Origin of the sequence: Frateuria sp. (assembly GCF_035944355.1) — a bacterium.
GTDB lineage: Bacteria > Pseudomonadota > Gammaproteobacteria > Xanthomonadales > Rhodanobacteraceae > Frateuria_A.
This window is the reverse complement of sequence record NZ_DASZBH010000008.1, coordinates 265,839-286,295: the sequence shown is the minus strand read 5'-3', so window position 1 is coordinate 286,295 and position 20,457 is coordinate 265,839. Positions and strand designations below refer to the sequence as shown.

General features: G+C 67.5%; 19 protein-coding genes. 4 read left to right on the top strand and 15 right to left on the bottom strand.

Features of this window, described 5'->3' with window-relative positions; all coding sequences use genetic code 11:
• Positions 1–25 precede the first annotated feature (25 nt).
• From VGU03_RS06105 to miaA, 7 genes are all read right to left on the bottom strand, one after another.
• Positions 26–1,318: an adenylosuccinate synthase gene (locus tag VGU03_RS06105; protein WP_327479399.1), complete on the bottom strand. Its 1,293-nt coding sequence runs from the start codon at positions 1,316–1,318 to the stop codon at positions 26–28.
• A 52-nt stretch (positions 1,319–1,370) separates the two neighbouring features.
• Positions 1,371–1,556 carry a DUF2065 family protein gene (locus tag VGU03_RS06100; protein ID WP_327479397.1) on the bottom strand — a complete coding sequence of 62 codons (186 nt, stop codon included), beginning with the start codon at positions 1,554–1,556 and terminating at the stop codon, positions 1,371–1,373.
• A gap of 5 nt (positions 1,557–1,561) precedes the next feature.
• A complete protein-coding gene (hflC, locus tag VGU03_RS06095) occupies positions 1,562–2,428 on the bottom strand; it encodes a protease modulator HflC (protein WP_327479395.1) in 867 nt (288 codons plus the stop codon).
• A complete protein-coding gene (gene hflK, locus VGU03_RS06090) occupies positions 2,425–3,465 on the bottom strand; it encodes an FtsH protease activity modulator HflK (protein WP_327479393.1) in 1,041 nt (346 codons plus the stop codon). Before hflK ends, hflC begins: the two co-directional genes overlap by 4 nt.
• Positions 3,466–3,766: 301 nt before the next feature.
• Entirely contained in the window at positions 3,767–5,074 is a 1,308-nt protein-coding gene (gene hflX / locus VGU03_RS06085; RefSeq protein ID WP_327479391.1) for a ribosome rescue GTPase HflX, read from the bottom strand.
• A gap of 168 nt (positions 5,075–5,242) precedes the next feature.
• Positions 5,243–5,512 carry an RNA chaperone Hfq gene (hfq, locus tag VGU03_RS06080; protein ID WP_327479389.1) on the bottom strand — a complete coding sequence of 90 codons (270 nt, stop codon included), beginning with the start codon at positions 5,510–5,512 and terminating at the stop codon, positions 5,243–5,245.
• 140 nt (positions 5,513–5,652) lie between these two features.
• A complete protein-coding gene (gene miaA / locus VGU03_RS06075; RefSeq protein WP_327479387.1) occupies positions 5,653–6,591 on the bottom strand; it encodes a tRNA (adenosine(37)-N6)-dimethylallyltransferase MiaA in 939 nt (312 codons plus the stop codon).
• A 180-nt stretch (positions 6,592–6,771) separates the two neighbouring features.
• Between miaA and VGU03_RS06070 the strand changes: the two genes are divergently transcribed.
• From VGU03_RS06070 to kbl, 3 genes are all read left to right on the top strand, one after another.
• Entirely contained in the window at positions 6,772–7,023 is a 252-nt protein-coding gene (locus VGU03_RS06070; RefSeq protein WP_327479385.1) for a hypothetical protein, read from the top strand.
• A 174-nt stretch (positions 7,024–7,197) separates the two neighbouring features.
• Positions 7,198–8,232: an L-threonine 3-dehydrogenase gene (gene tdh, locus VGU03_RS06065; protein WP_327479383.1), complete on the top strand. Its 1,035-nt coding sequence runs from the start codon at positions 7,198–7,200 to the stop codon at positions 8,230–8,232.
• A 124-nt stretch (positions 8,233–8,356) separates the two neighbouring features.
• Positions 8,357–9,550, top strand: coding sequence for a glycine C-acetyltransferase (gene kbl, locus VGU03_RS06060; protein ID WP_327479381.1), 1,194 nt, complete (start codon positions 8,357–8,359; stop codon positions 9,548–9,550).
• A 52-nt stretch (positions 9,551–9,602) separates the two neighbouring features.
• On the opposite strand, the gene VGU03_RS06055 is transcribed toward kbl, so the two are convergent.
• The 6 genes from VGU03_RS06055 to acnD all read right to left on the bottom strand — a co-directional run bounded on the left by VGU03_RS06055 (position 9,603) and on the right by acnD (position 17,953).
• The gene (locus tag VGU03_RS06055; protein ID WP_327479379.1) at positions 9,603–10,355 is read right to left on the bottom strand and encodes a pseudouridine synthase; all 753 of its coding nucleotides are present in this window, start codon (positions 10,353–10,355) and stop codon (positions 9,603–9,605) included.
• A 139-nt stretch (positions 10,356–10,494) separates the two neighbouring features.
• Positions 10,495–11,634, bottom strand: coding sequence for an OmpA family protein (locus tag VGU03_RS06050; RefSeq protein ID WP_327479377.1), 1,140 nt, complete (start codon positions 11,632–11,634; stop codon positions 10,495–10,497).
• A 333-nt stretch (positions 11,635–11,967) separates the two neighbouring features.
• Positions 11,968–13,419 carry a bifunctional 2-methylcitrate dehydratase/aconitate hydratase gene (locus VGU03_RS06045; protein WP_327479375.1) on the bottom strand — a complete coding sequence of 484 codons (1,452 nt, stop codon included), beginning with the start codon at positions 13,417–13,419 and terminating at the stop codon, positions 11,968–11,970.
• Between the two features lie 129 nt (positions 13,420–13,548).
• Positions 13,549–14,733, bottom strand: a complete 1,185-nt coding sequence (prpF, locus tag VGU03_RS06040) for a 2-methylaconitate cis-trans isomerase PrpF (RefSeq protein ID WP_327479373.1) — start codon at positions 14,731–14,733, stop codon at positions 13,549–13,551.
• A 29-nt stretch (positions 14,734–14,762) separates the two neighbouring features.
• Positions 14,763–15,347: a hypothetical protein gene (locus VGU03_RS06035; RefSeq protein WP_327479371.1), complete on the bottom strand. Its 585-nt coding sequence runs from the start codon at positions 15,345–15,347 to the stop codon at positions 14,763–14,765.
• Positions 15,344–17,953, bottom strand: coding sequence for a Fe/S-dependent 2-methylisocitrate dehydratase AcnD (gene acnD / locus VGU03_RS06030; RefSeq protein ID WP_327479369.1), 2,610 nt, complete (start codon positions 17,951–17,953; stop codon positions 15,344–15,346). Before acnD ends, VGU03_RS06035 begins: the two co-directional genes overlap by 4 nt.
• Positions 17,954–18,268: 315 nt before the next feature.
• Between acnD and VGU03_RS06025 the strand changes: the two genes are divergently transcribed.
• Positions 18,269–18,934: a TerC family protein gene (locus VGU03_RS06025; RefSeq protein WP_327479367.1), complete on the top strand. Its 666-nt coding sequence runs from the start codon at positions 18,269–18,271 to the stop codon at positions 18,932–18,934.
• A 67-nt stretch (positions 18,935–19,001) separates the two neighbouring features.
• On the opposite strand, the gene VGU03_RS06020 is transcribed toward VGU03_RS06025, so the two are convergent.
• Both VGU03_RS06020 and prpC read right to left on the bottom strand, forming a co-directional pair.
• On the bottom strand, positions 19,002–19,148 hold the full coding sequence (locus VGU03_RS06020) for a hypothetical protein (RefSeq protein WP_327479365.1): 147 nt from the start codon (positions 19,146–19,148) through the stop codon (positions 19,002–19,004).
• 83 nt (positions 19,149–19,231) lie between these two features.
• Positions 19,232–20,377 carry a bifunctional 2-methylcitrate synthase/citrate synthase gene (gene prpC / locus VGU03_RS06015; protein WP_327476860.1) on the bottom strand — a complete coding sequence of 382 codons (1,146 nt, stop codon included), beginning with the start codon at positions 20,375–20,377 and terminating at the stop codon, positions 19,232–19,234.
• Between the last annotated feature and the right edge of the window lie 80 nt (positions 20,378–20,457).

Genomic DNA, 20,457 nt, shown 5'->3' with positions numbered 1-20,457 from the left:
GCGGGGCCTTCTTCGTCGCTTGCGATCAGGCGAATGGATCGTCCAGCACGATGGTGTCGTCGCGGTCGGCGCCGGTGGCCACGATGGCGAGGCGGCAGCCGGACAACTCCTCCACCGCGCGCAGGTAGGCGCGCGCCGCGGCCGGCAACTTGTTCCAGTCGCGGATGCCGGCGGTGGATTCCTCCCAGCCCGGGAACTCCAAGTACACCGGCTTGCACTCGGCCCAGCCGTCGGCGTCCAGCGGAGCCAGCTCGCGGCGCTTGCCGCGGTACTCGTAGGCCACGCAGACCTTGATCGAGGGCAGGCCGTCGAGCACGTCCAGCTTGGTGATGGCCAGGCCGTTGATGCCGTTGATCTGCACGGCGCGTTTGAGCGCCACCAGATCGATCCAGCCGCAGCGGCGCGGACGACCGGTGCTGGCGCCGAACTCGTTGCCGACCTTGCGCAGGCGCTCGCCCATCTCGTCCTCGAGCTCGGTGGGGAACGGCCCCCCGCCCACGCGTGTGGCGTACGCCTTGCAGATGCCCAGCACGTAGTCGATGTCGCCCGCGCCCACGCCGGTGCCGGCCAGCGCACCGCCGACGGTGGTATTGGACGAGGTGACGTACGGGTAGGTGCCGTGGTCGATGTCCAGCAGCGCGCCCTGCGCGCCCTCGTACAGGATGTTGCCGCCTTCGCGACGCACGTCGTGCAGGATGGTGGCGACGTCGTCGACCAGCGGACGGATGTACTCGCCCCAGGCCAGCGCGTCCTCGAGCACCTTGCGGTAATCGACCGGCTCGGCCTTCAGCCACTGGGTCAGGATGAAGTTGTGGTACTCGACCGCGGCCTTGATCTGCGCCGGCAGTTCGTGCGGGTACATCAGGTCCGCCACGCGGATCGAGCGGCGGGCGACCTTGTCCTCGTAGGCCGGGCCGATGCCGCGGCCGGTGGTGCCGATCGCGCTCTTGCCCGCGGCGGCCTCGCGCGCCTTATCGACCGCGATGTGGTAAGGCATGATCAGCGGCGTCGCCGGGCTGATCTTCACGCGCGAACGCACGTCCACGCCCTGCCCCTCCAGCTCGGCGATCTCGTTGATCAGCGCCTCGGGGGAGAGCACCACGCCATTGCCGATCAGGCACAGCGCGTCGTCGCGCAGGATGCCCGAGGGGATCAGGTGCAGCACCGTCTTCTTGCCCTTGATCACCAGCGTGTGGCCGGCGTTGTGGCCGCCCTGGAAGCGCGCCACCGCGCTGACCCGCTCGGTCAGCAGGTCGACGATCTTGCCCTTGCCTTCGTCGCCCCACTGGGCTCCAAGGATGACGACTGACTTGCCCATGAAAGTTCTCGCTGGTTGGGTGCTCCGCGCGGGAGCCGTGGGTTAGGAAAAATCAGCGCATCAGCTGCAGCGCGGCCAAACCGGCGGCGACCGCGACCGCGCCGCACGCGCGCAGCGTGCGCGGCTTCAACTCCAGCGCCTGGCGCACCATCGACTGCCAGTGGCGAGGCGCCGCGAACAGCACCAGGCCCTCGAGCACCAGCACCAGGCACAGCGCGACGGTGAGGTCGTGCGGCATGGCTTTCAGCGCTTGCTGGCGCTGTCGTTGAAATAACGCAGCAGCTCCGAGTCGGGCTTGAGCACGAGCGTGCCGTTGCCGTCGGCGAAGCCCTTCTTGTACGCCGCCAGGCTTCGATAGAACGCGAAGAACTCCGGATCCTGGCCGTAGGCCTGCGCGTAGACCGCCGCCGCTTCGGCATCGCCCTGGCCGCGCACCGTGGCCGCATCGCGCTCGGCGTCGGCGCGCAGCACCTGGCCCTGGCGGTCGGCGTCGGCGCGGATCTTTTCCGCCTGTTCCTGTCCGGTGTAGCGCAGTTCGTTGGCCAGCTGCAGGCGCTCGGCGCGCATGCGCTTGTACACCGACTCGCTGACCTCCTCGGGCAGATCGATGCGCTTGATGCGCACGTCGACCACGGCGATGCCCAGGTTCTTGCGCGCGGCGGCGTCGGTCTGCCTGAGCACGCGCTCGGTGATGTCCTTGCGGCCGCCGGCGATCAGGTCCTGCAAGGTGCGCGAGTTGAACTCGAAGCGCAGCGCATCCTTCACCACCGGCGCGAGGCGCTGCGCCGCCTGGTTGGCGTCGCCGCTGGTGGCTCGGTAATACGCGGCGTTGTCGGCCACGCGCCACTTTACGTAGAAGTCGACGTTGACGCTCTTCTTCTCAGAGGTGAAGTAGCGCTCCGGCGGCGCGTCCAGGCCCTGGATGCGGCTGTCGAAACGCACCACCTGCTGGATCAGCGGCGCCTTCACGTGCAGGCCGGGCGCGTAGTCGGTCTGCACGATGCGGCCGAACTGCAGCAGCAGCGCACTCTGCCCTTCGCGCACCACGAAGGCGCTGTTCAGGCCCAGCAGCAGCACCAGCACGGCGATCACGAGCCAGACGTACTTCATGGCTGGTTCTCCTTGCCGGCGCCGTCATCGGTCGCGGCGGTGGCGGCGGTCGCCGGGCTGGCCGCCGGAGCCGGCGGCAGGTTGACGATGGTGCGGCCGTTGGAGCCGTCGATCACCTTGCGGTTGCCGGCCATCACCTGCTCCATCGTTTCCAGCCACAGGCGCTTGCGGGTGACTTCCGGCGCCGCCTTGTACTGCGCCAGCAGCAGTTGGAACTGCTGTGCGTCGCCCTGCGCATGGGCGATGCGCGCGGCCTTGTAGCCGGCCGCTTCCGCGGCGATGCGCGCGGCGTCGCCGCGGGCCACCGGCACCACCTTGTTGGCGTAGGCCAGCGCGCCGTTCTCGATGCTCTGCTTGTCCTCGCGTGCCTTGTTGACGTCGTCGAAGGCGTCCTTGACCTCGGCCGGCGGCGCCACGTTCTGGAAGCTCACCGCGGTCACCTGCAGGCCGCAGTGATAGCTGTCGAGGGTCTTCTGCAGGGCCTTGCCCGCCTCGTCGACGAGCGCGGCGCCTTCGCCGGAAAGGATGGTGTCCATGTCGCTGCGGCCGATCACCGAGCGCACCGCGGCCTCGGCGGCCGCGGCGATGGTGCTGTCCACGTCGTCGACCGCGAACAGGTAGGCGCGAGCGTCGTTCACCTGGTACTGCACGGTGAAGTCGATGGTGATGATGTTCTCGTCCCGCGTGAGCATGCGCACGCTGTCCTGCAGCGAGCGCACGCGCGTGGTTTCCACCTTGGTCACCGTCTCGACCGGCTGGGGCAGCTTGAAGTGGAAGCCGGGCGGCAGCGTGCGTGCGTACTGGCCGAAGCGCAGCACGACGCCGGCCTGGCGGGCATCGACGATGGTGTAGCTGCTCAGCAGCAGCCAGGCGAGCACCAGCGCCAGCACGATGGTGACGATGCCACCGGGGCCGCCGTGCTTGCCGAGGCGGGCGCGCAGGCGCCTGAGCGCATCCTCCAGGCCGGGCTTTTTGCCGCTGGGGCGCTTGGTGTTCCACGGATCGCGCTGGCCGCTGCCGGGCTCGTTCCAGGCCATGTCAGTCTCCTTGGGACAAGGGGCGGGCCGGCTGCGGGCGCCGGGAATCGCGTTGCAGGGGATGGGGCATGGAAGGCGTTCGTCCGGTCGTTGGGCCGCGGCGCTGGCTGGCGCGCGCGGTGTGGCCACGTGCGCGCGTTGACGCCGCACAAACGCTGCGTAGTCTAGCAGAGGCTGTTGCGCCGGGCTTCCCGCAAGACCGAGCCGTTCGCCTTCGGGGACATCGACGCAGCGTCCGATATGGATCCTGCCATCGGAGCGCGCGCAAGACGCGCCGACACACGCGGCGGAGCCGGTTTCGCTAGGGCGAGTCCGGCGAGCCCAGCAATTCGCGCAGCAAAGCGGCCTCCTGCGGGCTGCCGCCGCCCAGCGGGGCGATCACGCTGCGCGGTGCGTCGATTTGCAGGTGCCAGCCATGTTCGTCGACCGATTCCCCGGCGATGGCGCCGGCAGCGCGCAGGCGCGCGTGCAGGCGCCCGGCCGACAGCGGCAGCTGCAGCTCGGTGCGCACGCGCTCGCCGCCCAGCAGCTCACCCAGCGCCTGGCGCAGCAGATCCAGACCCTCGCCGGTGGCCGCGCTGAGCCAGACCTGCGCCGGCCGGCCTTCGCCGTCGCGCACGATCTTCGGAGTCGCGCCAGCCAGGTCGATCTTGTTCATCACGTGCAATTGCGGCACCTCACCGGCGCCGATCTCGTCCAGCACGCTGTCGACCACGCGATGCAGGCGCTCGCGCTCCTCGTCGGCGGCATCGCTGACGTGCAGCAGCAGATCGGCATCGCGGGCCTCGGCCAGGGTCGCGCGGAAGGCCGCGACCAGATCGTGCGGCAGCTCGCGGATGAAGCCCACGGTGTCGGCCAGCACGGCCGGTCCGCAGGACAGGTCCTCGATCTTGCGCACGGTCGGGTCGAGCGTGGCGAACAGCAGGTTGGCGGCGAACACCTCGCCTTCGGTCAGCGCGTTGAACAGCGTGGACTTGCCGGCATTGGTATAGCCCACCAGCGCGACGCGCGGCACCGTGTTGCGCAGGCGCGCGCGGCGTTGCTGGGTACGCTGGGTCTGCACCTTCTCCAGCCGCTTGGTGAGCATCTTCACGCGCTCGCCGAGCAGGCGGCGGTCGGTCTCCAGCTGGGTCTCGCCCGGGCCGCGCAGGCCGATGGCGCCGCCGCGCTGGCGCTCCAGGTGGGTCCAGCCGCGCACCAGGCGGGTGGCCAGGTGCTTGAGCTGGGCCAGCTCCACTTCCAGCTTGCCTTCGTGCGAGCGGGCGCGCTGGGCGAAGATGTCCAGGATCAGCCCGGCACGGTCGACCACCCGTACGGCCAGCAGCTTCTCCAGGTTGCGCTCCTGCACCGGAGTCAGCAGGTGGTCGACCAGCACCACGTCCGCCTCGGTGGCGCGCACGGCCTCGGCCACTTCCTCCGCCTTGCCGGTGCCGATGTAGTAGCGGGGGTTGGGGTCCTCCGCCCGGGCGCTCACGCTGGCGAGCACTTCGGCGCCGGCGGAGCGCACCAGCTCGGCGAACTCCTGCGCACGGCGGACCGTGTCGCCGTCGCCCCGACTGTGCGGCAGGACCAGTACGGCGCGCTCGCCCTTCTTTTGTCTATCGAACACTAGGTAGGAATGGCCTGGCAGGGACGATTCAGGCCGCCGGCGCGATGCCCGCGGCGAACAGGCGGCATTGTATGCCGATCAGCGTGTGCGCAAGGCATGCGCCCAGGTACGGGGCGACGGCCGCCGGCGGACCAGGCGGCCCGCCGACGGCGCGGCGTGCGTATACCTTCAGTCGTCGCCCTCGGCGTGCTCGGCATGCGCGTCGGCGTGCGCGTCGTGGCCATTGCCCATACGCACGTTGCGGCTGGGCACCACGGTGGAGATGGCGTGCTTGTAGACCATCTGGCTCACCTGGTTGCGCAGCAGCACCACGAACTGGTCGAACGATTCGATCGTGCCCTGCAGCTTGATGCCGTTCACCAGGTAGATGGCGACCGGAACGCGCTCGCGGCGAAGCGCATTGAGAAACGGATCCTGCAAAGACTGCCCTTTGGACATGTTGTTTTACCCCCTCGCGAACCATCGCGGGCCGGAGAAAAGACGCGCTAGCGCGACCGGCCCAAGTCGACGGGATATTAACCGCTTTTAAATGGCGGGCGGAAGCCGGGAGCCGGGACCTACATCGCAGTTGGCGGGCTCTACAGGAAAAGCTCCAGGGCATCGCTCGCGCGCTCGAGCAGATCGGGAAGCTCCGGGTCCAGCACGCGCGCGTCCATCTCTGCACGCAGCCAGGTGATTTGCCGCTTGGCCAACTGGCGGGTGGCGAAGATGCCCTTGTCGCGGAACGCCGACGTGCCGGTGGCGCCCTCCAGATGCTCCCAGGCCTGGCGGTAGCCGACGGCGCGCAGGGCTGGCAGGTCCGGATGCAGGTCGCCGCGCCCGCGCAACGCGCGCACTTCGTCCAGGAACCCGGCGGCCAGCATGGCATCGAAGCGCCGCGCGATGCGCGCGTGCAGTTGCTGCCGCTCGGCCGGCACCAGCGCGAGCTTGAGCACGCGCCATGGGAACGGCCCGCCGGTGCCGCCGGTCTGCTGCTCCGACAACGGCCGGCCAGTCAGTTCGATCACCTCGAGGGCGCGCTGAAGGCGCTGGGCATCGTTGGGTCCGATGCGGGCAGCGGCAGCCGGATCGAGCTCCGCCAGCCGGGCATGCAAGGCCGGCCAGCCACAGGCGGATGCCTCGGCGGCCAGCCTGGCGCGGATGGCAGGCGCGGCGTCGGGCAGCGCCGAGAGGCCGCGCTGCAGCGCGCGGAAATACAGCCCAGTGCCGCCGACCAGCAGCGGCACACGGCCTTGCGACCGGATGCGCCCCATCGCCTCGAGCGCATCGGCCCGGAAATCGGCGGCCGAGTAGGGTTCGGACGGATCGCGCAGGTCGAGCAGCGCGTGCGGATGCCGTGCCAGCGTTTGTGCATCCGGCTTGGCCGCGCCGATGTCCAGTCCGCGGTAGACCAGGGCCGAGTCCACGCTCACCAATTCCAGCGCGAAGCGCTCGCGCAAAGCGCAGGCCAGCGCGGTCTTGCCCGACGCCGTCGGGCCCATCAGGAATACGGCGAGGGGGCGCGCATCGGCAGGCATCGGTCCATTGTAGGCGGCACGGCCGCGCGCTCGAGCGCGAGGCGGCCGCGGCAGGCGGCTCGAATCGGGTGACCCCGATCACGTTCCGGGGGATACTTCGCCCCCAGCTCCGGCGGCGGCTTGCCTGCGCACCGCCACAGGCGCACCATCGACATACAGCGACCACATAGAATTCACGCGATGGCGCATCGTATCGACGCCGAACACGACCAGGAAGGTGGATCAGGGGCCATCATCAGCCTGCGACCACAAACCGCCCAGCCCACGCCACGTACGCGCCCGGCGTCGCAGCCGGCTCCCACCCATCCTGCGCAGGAAGCGCCGGAGGGCGACGGCAAACGCTTCTGGGACAAGAACAATTTCGGCTTCTGGCTGGCGGTGTGCATCGCGATCAGCCTGGTTTTTTCCATCGTCTATCGCGCACTGGCCTGAGCCCACGCGCAACCAAGCAAGCCGTGCCTCGCGGGGCGCGGCTTTTTTGTGTCCGGTGAACGCTCGCGGCCTGGAACCATGGCTTACGGCATCGCACCCAAGCCGCCGCCGGATGCACGGGCATATAATTGCCGTTTCTCCTACCGCAGCCGGCCCGTGGCCGATGGATAACCCATGCAGCAGACGATGAAGGCCCTGGTCAAGCGCAAGCCCGAGCAGGGCATCTGGATGGAAGAGGTACCGGTCCCGCAGATCGGCCCCAACGAGGTGCTGATCAAGGTGGAGAAGACCGCCATCTGCGGCACCGATCTGCACATCTACAAGTGGGACGAGTGGTCCCAGCGCACGATCAAGCCCGGCCTGACCATCGGCCACGAATTCGTCGGCCGCATCGCCGAACTGGGCAGCGCCGTCACCGGCTACAAGGTCGGCGACCGGGTTTCCGCGGAGGGCCACATCGTCTGCGGGCATTGCCGCAACTGCCGCGCCGGGCGCCAGCACCTGTGCCCCAACACCGTGGGCATCGGCGTCAACCGCAACGGCGCCTTCGCCGAGTACGTGGCGGTGCCGGCGTCCAATCTGTGGCCGATCCCGGACCAGATCCCCAGCGAGCTGGCCGCATTCTTCGATCCCTATGGCAACGCGGCGCACTGCGCGCTGGAGTTCGACCTGATCGGCGAGGACGTGTTGATCACCGGCGCCGGCCCGATCGGCGTCATCGCCGCGGGCATCGCCAAACACGTGGGCGCGCGCAACGTGGTGGTCACCGACGTCAACGATTACCGCCTCAAGCTCGCCGCCGACATGGGCGCCACCCGGGTGGTGAACGTGTCCAACCAGTCGCTCAAGGACGTGGTCAAGGACCTGCACATGGAAGGCTTCGACGTGGGCCTGGAGATGAGCGGCAACCCACGCGCCTTCAACGACATGCTCGAGGTGATGTACCACGGCGGCAAGGTAGCCATGCTCGGTATCATGCCGCGCGGCGCGGGCATCGACTGGGACAAGGTGATCTTCAAGGGCCTCACCCTGCAGGGCATCTACGGCCGGCGCATGTACGAGACCTGGTACAAGATGACCCAGATGGTGCTGACCGGCTTCCCGCTGCAGAAGGTGCTGACCCACCAGATCGCCATCGACGATTTCCAGAAGGGCTTCGACCTGATGGATGCGGGACAGTGCGGCAAGGTGGTCTGCTGCTGGACCTGATTCCGGCATCACCTTCGCCCCGGCCCCTACCTTTTTAGCCGGGCGTCATCCCCAATTTCGCGGGAATGACGCCAAGGCCGGCTTGCGGCATGCGCCTTGCCGCCTTCGAGACTGGAGACCCACCGTGACCTACACCGCCCGCGACCGTTACGCCACCGAACTGGACGCCATCCGCGACCAGGGCTTGTTCAAGGGCGAGCGCATCATCGTTTCGCCGCAATCCTCGGAAATCGAGCTGGCGGACGGCCGCAGGGTGCTCAACTTCTGCGCCAACAACTACCTCGGCCTGGCCGATCACCCGGACGTGATCGCGGCTGCCAAGGAGGCGCTGGACACGCACGGGTTCGGCATGGCCTCGGTCCGCTTCATCTGCGGCACGCAGGACCTGCACAAGCAGCTGGAGGCGAAGATCGCCGAGTTCTTCGGCACCGAGGACACCATTCTTTACGCCGCCTGCTTCGATGCCAACGGGGGCCTGTACGAACCGCTGCTGGGCGAGGAGGACGCGATCATCTCCGACGCGCTCAACCATGCCTCGATCATCGACGGCATCCGCCTGTGCAAGGCCAAGCGCTTCCGCTACGCCAACTGCGACATGGCCGACCTGGAGAAGCAGTTGCAGGCGGCCGACGCCGCCGGCGCGCGCACCAAGCTGATCACCTCCGACGGCTCGTTCTCGATGGACGGCTTCATCGCGCCGCTGGACAAGATCACCGCGCTGGCCCAAAAGTACGGCGCCATGGTGCACATCGACGAATGCCACGCCACCGGCTTCCTGGGCGCCACCGGCCGCGGCTCGGCCGAGGTGCATGGGGTGATGGACAAGGTCGACATCTTCACCGGCACGCTGGGCAAGGCGCTCGGCGGCGCCCTGGGCGGCTTCACCACGGGGCCGGCGGAGGTGATCGAGCTGCTGCGCCAGCGCTCGCGGCCGTATCTTTTCTCCAATTCGCTGCCGCCGCACGTGGTGGCCGCGGCGATCAAGGTGTTCGACATGCTGGTCTCCGCCGGCGAGCTGCGCACCCGCGTGCAGGAGAACACGGCCTACTTCCGCGAACGGATGACCGCCGCCGGCTTCGACATCAAGCCGGGCGTGCACCCGATCGTGCCGGTGATGATCTACGACGCGCCCAAGGCGCAAGCGATGGCCACCGCGCTGCTGGAGGAAGGGATCTACGTCACCGGATTCTTCTATCCGGTGGTGCCGCAGGGCCAGGCGCGTATCCGCACGCAAATGAGCGCGGCGCACACCCGCGAGCACCTGGACCGGGCGATCGCAGCGTTCACCAAGATCGGCAGGCAGCTTGGCGTGATCTGAACTCCCGGCTCCCTTCCGCTCCGGAAGGGAGCCGATCCGGCGGGCCTGCGGATCAGCGCGCAGCGCGCAACGCCTCGACCTCGTCCGCGGCAAGGTGGCGCCATCGGCCCTTGGCGAGGTCGCCAAGGCGCAGTTCGCCGATGGCCACGCGCACCAGCCTCAGTACGCCGATGCCGTTCGCAGCGAGCAGGCGCCGGATGTGCCGGTTGCGCCCCTCGTCCAGCACGATCTCCAGCCAGGCGTTCTTCTCGCCGGCACGCAGCAGGGCCACCCGACGTGCGGCCAGCCATTCGCCCTGATCGGACACGCCTTCACCGAGCCTGGCCAACAGCCGCGCGTCCGGCACGCAATCCACCTGCACGTGATAGGTCTTCTCGCGGTGCGCGGCCGGGTCGGTGATGCGCGCCGCCCATACGGTGTCATTGCTGAGCAGCAGCAGCCCTTCGCTGGCCTTGTCCAGCCGCCCGACCGGCCCCAGCCACGGCATACCCGCCTCGGCGAGGGCGTCATAGACGGTGGCGCGGCCGCGCTCGTCGGCCGCGCTGACCACCAGGCCCCGTGGCTTGTTGAACATCAGGTACACCGGCGCGGTCTCGCCGACCGGCTGGCCATCGACGGTGATGCCGCCCTGCCCTTGCGTGACCGGGTGTTCGGGATTGCGCACCACACGCCCGTCCAGGGCCACACGGCCTGCCCGGATCCACTGCTCGGCCTGGCTGCGCGAGCACACGCCCCGCTTGGACAGCACGCGTGCCAGGCCGTGGCGTGCTGCGGGAACGGATGAGGGGCGGCGCGGCGTAGGCATCGGGCAAGCGTATCGGCCACGCCCGAACTGCGGCAAGCGCGTACCACCGATGCACCGCAAGCTTGCCAATCGCCTGGATCCCGACAAAGAAAAAGCCCGGCCGGAGCCGGGCTTTTTGGTGTTGCTCGTGCGGGTCCGGTTACTGCTGGACCTGCAGCTCCGTGCGGCGGTTGCGCGCGCGGCCCGAGTCGGTGTCGTTGCTGTCGATCGGGTCGGCCTTGCCGTGGCCGATGGGGCCTTCCAGGCGGCTGGCGTCGATGCCGTGCGAGGTCAGGTAGTCGTACACGATCTTCGCGCGACGCTCGGACAGCGACTGGTTGTAGGCATCCTTACCCACTGAGTCGGTGTAGCCGGCGACGGTCACGTGCACCTGCGGGTAACGCTGCAGGGTGTCGACGGCCTGGTCCAGGATGGCGATCGAGTCGGAGCTCGGCTCGGCAAGGGCCTTGCCGATCTCGCTCGCAGCCACGTGGCCCTTCTTCGGATAGTCGAACTTGAAGTTCACGCCACGCAGGTCGATCACGACCTTCTGCGGGCAGCCGTCCGGACCGACGATGGTGCCTTCGGGCAGGTTCGGGCACTTGTTCTCGCAGAGGTTCACGCCGTTGCGGAACTGCTTCGAGCAGTCGTTGGCGGGCGCCGGCGCCGGCGCCGCGGCAGGCTGCGGGGCAGCAGCCGGCTCGCCGAAGCGCGAGACGATGCTGAAGCCCAGGAACCAGTCGCCGTAGCCGCTCTTGGCCGGCTGGCTCTTGTTGTCCCAGTCGTAGCGGTAGCCGGCTTCGACGCGAAAGTCAGAGCTGTCGGTGATGGTCTTGGACACGCCGCCGCCCAGCTCGGCCGCCGGGGCCCAGCCGTGATCAGCCGAGTTCTGGTGATGGCTGCCCATCACGCCGGCGAGCAGGTACGGACGCCAGGCATTCCAGTCACCCGCATAGAAACGGGCGGCCACGCCGACATTGTTGTTGGACCACTTGCCACCGCCCACCGCGGTGTCGCGCTTGCGCTTGGTGCGATCGACGAACAGGTCGATCGAGGCATTCGGAGCGATGAAACGGCCGACACCCAGGCCATAGTAGAACTGGCGGCTGTTGGTGTTGCGATCGGTATCGTTGTAGTAACCGCCGATCGTCGGAGCGATGTACCAGCGGCCGTCATAATTGCCGGTGCTGGTGGTGGCGGCAGTGTCGCTGGCCGGAGCAGGAGTGGCGTCCTGCGCGTGAACGGCACCTACGCCGCCCAGGGCCAAGGCAATAAGAAAATACAAGCCCTTACGTTTCATCAGGTGTCTCCTTCATTTATTGGTGTTCGCAGCCGTTTCACCTCGCACGGACCGCGCGTCAAACTCACTTTGACTCTCGGAAGCTTGAGCCGCCCCCTCGCTTTCGTCCCTACGGGCAAGCGGCGAGAGTGTAGCAAAACCGTTAAGTCGTTCACGAGCGTCCGGGTTCCCTGGTGAGGCCTTGTTCAGCAAAGCCCTGTCTTCCATTGCCGCCCGAACGGCGTGGAAACAACGTGAAAACGAGAAAACCCGGCGTGGTAGCCGGGTTTTCTCGCGACAATTGCAAACACCGGCCTGGCTGCATTGCAGGCGGCGGTTTGTGCTTATTCGTGTTTATAGCGTGAATAAGCCCAGGAAGCGCTGGATGGGCATGGCGTCCAAAGCGGCAGGGTCCGCGGTCGCTTCCAGGATCGCCTTGACCCGCTGCGCCGGCAGATGGCCTCGCAGCGCAGTCTCGAATTTCTTCAACAGCACCGGGATGCCTTCGGCGCGGCGCTTGCGGTGGCCGATCGGGTAATCGATCGAGACCTTTTCGGTGGAAGACCCATCCTTGAAGAACACCTGCACCGAATTGCCGATGTAGCGCTTGTCCGGGTCGAAATAATCCTTGGTGAACTGCGGGTTCTCGCGTACTTCCATCTTCTGGCGCAGCGCATCGATGCGTGGATCGGCGGCGACGTCGTCGTTGTAGTCCTCCGCGGTCAGGCGGCCGAAGAGCAGCGGCACGGCGACCATGTACTGGATGCAATGATCGCGGTCGGCGTAATTGGCCAGCGGGCCGGTCTTGTCGATGATGCGCACGCCCGCTTCCTGCGTCTCGATCACGATCTTCTCGACCTGATCGAGCTTGCCGGCGACCTGCGCATGCAGCTGCATGGCGCACTCCACCGCGGTCTGCGCGTGGAACTCGGCGGGAAAGCTGATCTTGAACAGCACGTTCTCCATCACGTAGCTGCCGAAGGGCCGCTCGAACTCGAACGCGTGGCCCTTGAAGGCGACGTCGTAGTAGCCCCAGGTCTTGGCGCTCAGCGCCGACGGGTAGCCCACCACGCCGCGGTAGACCGCGTTGATCGCGTGGATCACCGCACGGCGGCAGGCGTCGCCCGCGGCCCAGCTCTTGCGCGGCCCTGTGTTGGGCGCATGGCGGTAGGTGCGCAGCGCGCCGTTGTCGATCCAGCTGTGCGACACAGCCGTAGTGATCTGCTCCTTGCTGCCGCCGAGCATGGCGGTGGCCACCGCGGTGGAGGCCAGGCGAACCAGGATCACGTGGTCCTGGCCGACGCGGTTGAAGCTGTTCTTCAACGCGTAGCAGCCCTGGATCTCGTGCGCCTTGATGGCGTAGCCGAGCACGTCGCGCACGGTGAACGGCTGGCCGCCTTCGCGTTCGGCCTTGCGGCTGAGGTAGTCGGCCACCGCGAGGATCGCGCCCAGGTTGTCCGACGGGTGGCCCCACTCGGCGGCCAGCCAGGTGTCGTTGAAGTCCAGCCAGCGGATCTGCGTGCCGATGGCGAACGCGGCCTGTGCCGGATCCAGTTCGTGGCTGGTGCCGGGCACGCGCGCACCACCCGGCAGCGTGGCGCCCGGCACCAGCGGGCCCAGGTGTTTGACGCACTCGGGGAACTTCATCGCCATCATCGCGGTGGCCAGCGAATCCAGCAGCATGTATCGCGCGGTGTCGTATGCCTCGCTGGAATCGACCCGGTAGTCGACCACGTAGTCGGCGATGTCGACCATCGGCTGGTCGGGATCGGGACGCTTGGCGGAGCGGATGTCGTACGTATTCACGAGGCTTGTCTCCCGACGGTATGGGTAACCGCTACTGTGCGCGGCCGCTCCCCGCTTGACGCAAACCTTGTCGACGTTAGCTGACCGCGGCGTTGCGGCAAGAGAAAATCGCCCCCTCCTCTTGCAGACTTACTCCGCAGGCACGCGCACCCAGCCTTCCATCAGCACGCGCGCGCTACGACTCATGATCGCCTTGGTGACGGTCCACGTGCCGTCAACCAGCGCGGCTTCGGCACCCACCCGCAAGGTCCCCGACGGATGGCCAAAACGCACTGCCTGGCGCTCGCCGCCACCGGCCGCGAGGTTCACCAGCGTGCCCGGGATGGCCGCAGCCGTGCCGATGGCCACCGCCGCCGTCCCCATCATGGCGTGATGCAGCTTGCCCATCGACATTGCGCGCACCAGCAGATCGACGTCGCCCGCCTGCACCGGCTTGCCGCTCGATGCGACGTAGTCGGCCGGCTTGGCGACAAAAGCGACCTTGGGGGTATGTTGGCGCGTGGAGATCTCGTCCAGCGACTTGATCAGGCCCATGCGCAGTGCGCCATGCGCGCGGATGGTCTCGAACATCGCCAGCGCCTTGGCATCGCCGTTGATCGCGTCCTGCAGCTCCGTGCCGGTGTAGCCGATCGCGGAGGCCTCGACGAAGATCGTGGGAATGCCGGCGTTGATCATGGTCGCCTTGAGCGTGCCGACGCCCGGCACCTCCAGGTCGTCGACGAGGCGCCCGGTCGGGAACATCGCGCCGCCCGCGCCATCTTCCTCGGCGGCCGGGTCCATGAATTCCAGTTGCACTTCAGCGGCAGGAAAGGTCACGCCGTCCAGCTCGAAATCGCCGGTTTCCTGCACTACACCGTCGGTCATCGGCACGTGGGCGATGATGGTCTTGCCGATATTGGCCTGCCAGATGCGCACGACGGCGACGCCGTCGCGCGGTACGCGCGCGGGATCGACCAGACCACCGGCGATGGCGAACGGACCGACCGCCGCCGACAGGTTGCCGCAGTTGCCGCTCCAGTCGACGAAAGCCTTGTCGATCGCCACCTGGCCGAATAGGTAGTCGACGTCGTGGCCGGGCCGCGTGCTCTTCGACACGATCACCGTCTTGCTGGTGGACGACGTCGCGCCGCCCATCCCGTCGATCTGCTTGCCGTACGGATCGGGGCTGCCGATCACGCGCATCAGCAAGGCGTCGCGCGCCGCGCCTGGTACCCGTGCCGCCTCGGGCAAGTCCTCAAGGCGGAAGAACACGCCCTTGCTGGTGCCACCGCGCATATAAGTGGCGGGAATGCGGATCTGTGCAGCATGCGACATGGGAATCTCCGGAAGTGTTCGCCGCCGCCTCAGAACAAGCCGGTTTGCGTGGCGGGTGAATCGATTTCAGGCAGCAATGGCCAGCGCCCAATGATGTCGTAGCGGTACGGATTGCCGCCACCGATGGCGAGGCACAGCTCGTCGATGGTCCATGCGACGGGTGGGTCGAGCACGACCTTGTCCAGCGGCTCGCGTGCGCAATAGCTCAAGGTCATGTGCGGCGTCACGCCGGTGGCGATGCGACCGCATCCCGCCTCGCCAAGGCGGCCACGCACCTCCTGCAACAAGGCGGCAAACGCCTTCGGCACGCCGCGCGCACGCATCGTCCAATGGATCCGGCCCGGCATGTCGGTCGGCCCGTCGATGCGGCTGAAATGCAGCGTGCAGGCAGGTGCGGAAACGGCCGAGCCCACCTGCGGCAGCGCCGCGCATTCTTCCCCGGTCGGCGAAAAAATGCGCTCGGAAAACGACTGATGCCAATTCTCCGGTGCAAACAAAGCGCTTCGCAGACGCTTGTCCAGCCCAAGCCGCACCAGCAGAGCGAGCGTGTCATCCACCCATGCTGGCGTAGGCATGGCCATGAAGAACAAACGCGGCTCCGCTATCCGGCTCATGCCGCCTGCGACGACTCGATGAAATCCTGCGCGAAGCGCTGCAGCACGCCGCCCGCCTCGTAGATCGACACTTCCTCGGCCGTGTCGAGCCGGCACGTGACGCTCACCTCGACGCGCTCGCCGTCCTTGCGGTGAATCACGAGCAAGAGATCAGCGCGCGGCGTGCGCTCGCCGATCACGTCGAAGGTCTCGGTGCCGTCGATGCCCAGCGTCTTGCGGTTCGTGCCCGGCTTGAACTCCAGCGGCAGCACGCCCATGCCGATCAGGTTGGTGCGGTGGATGCGCTCGAAGCCTTCGGCCGCGATGGCTTCCACGCCCGCCAGTCGGACACCCTTCGCGGCCCAGTCGCGCGAGGAACCCTGGCCGTAGTCGGCGCCGGCGATCACGATCAACGGCTGCTTGCGATCCATGTAGGTCTCGATCGCCTCCCACATGCGCATGACCTTGCCTTCCGGCTCCACGCGCGCCAGCGATCCCCTCTTCACTTCGCCGTCGACCACGGCCATTTCGTTGACGAGCGTGGGGTTGGCGAAGGTGGCGCGTTGCGCGGTGAGGTGGTCGCCGCGGTGCGTCGCGTACGAATTGAAGTCTTCTTCCGGCAAGCCCATTTTTGCGAGGTACTCGCCTGCCGCGCTGTTGGGCAGGATCGCGTTCGACGGCGACAGGTGGTCGGTGGTGATGTTGTCGCCCAGCACCGCCAACGGACGCATGCCCTTGAGCGTGCGCTCGCCCGCGAGGGCGCCCTCCCAGTACGGCGGACAGCGGATGTAGGTGCTCTGCGCGCGCCAGCCGTACAGCGGAGCGGCGCGCGTGCCGTTGCGGCCGGTGCGCGCGAACATCGGCTCGTAGACCTTGCGGAACTGCTCCGGCTTCACGCTGGAGGACACGATCGCGTCGATCTCCTCGTCGCTGGGCCAGATGTCCTTCAGCGTCACCGGCTGGCCGTCGGCGTCGTGGCCGAGCACGTCCTTCTCGATGTCGAAGCGGATGGTGCCGGCGATCGCGTAGGCCACCACCAGCGGCGGCGAGGCCAGGAACGCCTGCTTGGCATAGGGATGGATACGTCCGTCGAAGTTGCGGTTGCCGGACAGCACGGCGGTGGCGTACAGGTCGCGCTCGACGATCTCCTGCTGGATCTTGGGATCGAGCGCGCCGGACATGCCGTTGCAGGTGGTGCAGGCGAAGGCGACGATGCCGAAGCCGAGCTTTTCCAACTCCGGCAGCAGATTCGCCTCCTTCAGGTACAGCTCCACCGCCTTGGAGCCGGGCGCGAGCGAACTCTTCACCCACGGCTTGCGCGTGAGGCCGCGCGCGTTGGCATTGCGTGCCAGCAGCGCTGCCGCGATCACGTTGCGCGGATTGCTGGTGTTGGTGCAGCTGGTGATGGCGGCGATGATCACCGCGCCATCGGGCATCTGGCCCGCCTGTTCCTTCCACTCGCCGGCAATGCCGCGTGCGGCGAGATCGGCGGTGGGCAGGCGCTTGTGCGGGTTGGACGGACCGGCCATGTTGCGGACGACCGAGGAGAGATCGAACGTCAGCGTGCGCTCGTACTGTGCATTGGCCAGCGTGTCGGCCCACAGACCGGCGGCCCTGGCGTAGGTCTCCACCAGCCTGACCTGCTCGTCGCTGCGGCCGGTGAGGCGCAGGTAGTCGGTAGTCTGGCCGTCGATGAAGAACATCGCGGCGGTGGCACCGTACTCGGGCGCCATGTTGGAGATGGTGGCGCGATCTCCCAGCGTGAGGCTGGCTGCACCCTCGCCGCGGAATTCCAGGTACGCGCCGACCACCTTCTCCCTGCGCAGGAACTCGGTGAGCGCCAGCACGATGTCGGTGGCGGTGATGCCGGGCTGGCGCTTGCCGGTGAGCTCAACGCCCACGATGTCGGGCAGACGCATCCACGAGGCCCGGCCCAGCATCACGCTCTCCGCCTCCAGGCCGCCCACGCCGACGGCGATCACGCCGAGCGCATCCACGTGCGGCGTGTGGCTGTCGGTGCCCACGCAGGTATCGGGATAGGCCACGCCCCTGCCTTGATCATCGTGTTGCACCTGGATCACCGGTGACATCTTCTCCAGGTTGATCTGGTGCATGATGCCGTTGCCCGGCGGGATCACGTCGACGTTCTCGAACGCCTGCTTGGTCCACTCGATGAAGTGGAAGCGGTCCTCGTTGCGGCGATCCTCGATCGCGCGGTTCTTCGCGAACGCGTTCGGATCGAAGCCACCGCACTCCACCGCCAGCGAGTGGTCGACGATCAGCTGCACCGGCACCACCGGGTTCACCTTGGCCGGGTCGCCGCCGCGCTCGGCAATCGCGTCGCGCAGACCGGCCAGGTCCACCAGCGCCGTCTGGCCGAGGATGTCATGGCACACAACGCGCGCCGGAAACCATGGGAAATCGCGCTCGCGCTTGCGCTCGATGATCTGCTTGAGCGACTCGGTGAGGATCGCCGGATCGCAACGGCGCACCAGGTTCTCGGCAAGCACGCGCGAGGTGTACGGCAGCGCGTCATAGGCGCCCGGCTGAATCGCCTCCACGGCGGCGCGCGCATCGAAATAATCCAGCGGCGTGCCGGGGAGGGATTGGCGGTAGACGTTGTTCATGGATATCAGGAACCCTTGGTTGGAACGCCCGGCTGACGTGTTAACGGCACATTTTAGCCGGTGCGGGCCGCTTCCTTAAGGGCCTTGGCTTGACTGACATGCATGAAGGCACCGACCATAGTCGGATACTGATCCCAAAAGGGAGTAGTTCCGGACACCGGCTTCATCAGGTGTCCTTGCAGTGGTCGTCATCACGGGCGGAGCACCGCCCCGGTCGCTGCAGCGGCTCGGCCGCGAACGAGACTTTTGCGGTAATCACGGGGTTGCGTGCGCCCGTGGTTGCTGCATCTGTCCCGCACGCAGGAACCGAGCCGCATGGATTTCCTCGCCCCCCCATTCTTCTCCGGCCTGATCACCATCGTGCTGCTCGATCTGGTGCTGGCCGGCGACAACGCGATCGTGATCGCGCTGGCCGCACGCAAGTTGCCGAAGACGCATCAGAGGCGCGCCGTGCTCTGGGGCAGCTTCGGCGCTGTCGTGGTGCGCATCGCGCTCACCACTGCCGTGGTCTGGCTGCTGGAACTGCCGGGCCTGATGCTGGCCGGTGGCCTGTTGCTGCTGCCGATCGCCTGGCAGCTGCTGAAACGGGACGATGCGCCACACGATGTCGCCGCCGCCGGCAACCTCTGGGCCGCGCTGCGCACCATCGTCGTCGCCGACGCCTTGATGGGGCTGGACAACGTGCTGGCGATCGCCGGCGCGTCGCACGGCGACCTGCTGCTGGTGGTGCTGGGCCTGCTGATCAGCGTGCCGCTGGTGGTGTGGGGCTCGACCCTGATCCTGAAACTGATCGAGCGCTTCCCCGTCATCGTCTACCTCGGCGCCGGCGCGATCGCCTGGACGGCCGGCCGCATGATCACGCACGACCACCTGCTGCACGCCCGGTTCGCCTCACGCACCTGGATGGGCTATCTGCTGGACGTCGTGCTGGTCGCCGGCGTCTGCGGCGGAGGCTGGTGGAGACGGCGGCGACGCAGCTGAGCGCCAGCCCAATACGTCATCGGCAGGCGCACCGTCACGGTGGCATCGGGCGTATCGCGCGTCACGCCTACACAAGCGAGAAATTCGGCGTACGCTTGTCGCTCAGGCGGTGGGAGCCGCCGACCAGCAAGGTGCCGAGCACGGTTCTGGCGGATCCAGCCACGGTCTGGCCGTTCTGCTTGGTGATGCCCACGAAGCTGCGGTCGCAACCCATCCGCGCCCTTCGGCACGGATTGCTGCCGAGCCCACGAAAAAGGGAGCCTCGCGGCTCCCTTCGCGCTTCGGTTTTCCGGCGGCTCAGCGCTTCTCGATCGGCACGTAGCTCTGGTCTTCCGGACCGGTGTAGTTGGCGCTCGGGCGGATGATCTTGCCGTCCTGGCGCTGCTCGATCACGTGCGCGCTCCAGCCGGAGGTGCGCGCGATCACGAACAGCGGCGTGAACATCGCCGTGGGCACGCCCATCATGTGGTAGGCGCTGGCCGAGTACCAGTCGAGATTGGGGAACATCTTCTTCAGTTCCCACATCAGCTTCTCGATGCGCTCGGACACTTCGAACAGCGTCGGGTTGCCGCCTTCGGTGCAGAGCTTGCGCGAGATCTCCTTGATGATCTCGTTGCGCGGATCGGACACCGTGTAGACCGGGTGGCCGAAGCCGATGATGATTTCCTTCCTCTCCACCCGTGCGCGGATGTCCGCCTCAGCATCGGCCGCGCTGCGGTAGCGGGCGATGATCTCCATCGCCACTTCGTTGGCGCCACCGTGCTTGGGACCGCGCAGCGCACCGATCGCGCCAGTGATGGCCGAATACATGTCCGAGCCGGTGCCGGCGATCACGCGCGCCGTGAAGGTGGACGCGTTGAACTCGTGCTCGGCATAGAGGATCAGCGACTTGTCCAATGCCTGCGCGTGCAGTTCGCTCGGCGTCTTGCCGTGCAGCACGTGCAGGAAGTGCGCGGCGATCGAGTCGTCGTCGGTCTGCGTCTCCACGCGCTTGCCGTTGTGGCTGAAGTGGTACCAGTACAGCAGCATGGAGCCGAAGCTCGCCATCAGGCGGTCGGCGATGTCGCGTGCGCCGGTGAGGTTGTGGTCTTCCTTCTCCGGCAACACGGTGCCCAGCACCGAGCAGCCGGTACGCAGCACGTCCATCGGATGCGTCGCGGCCGGCAGCAGTTCCAGCGCGCCCTTGACCGGCGCCGGCAGGCCGCGCAGGCGCTTCAACCTGGCCTTGTAGTTCTGCAGCTCGGTCCAGTTGGGCAGCCTGCCGTACACCAGCAGATAGGCCACTTCCTCGAAGCAACCCTTGGCGGCCAGGTCATGGATGTCGTAGCCGCGGTAGTGCAGGTCGTTGCCGCTGCGGCCGACCGTGCACAGCGCGGTGTTGCCGGCCGGCACGCCGGACAGCGCCACGGATTTCTTCGGCTTGGGGAGGGTTTGCTCGCTCATCGGGAATCTCCTTGAAGACTTGCGGATGCGGGCGGAGCCTGCGGCCCGTCCACGCGAATGGCTGCAGGCCGGCTGACGGC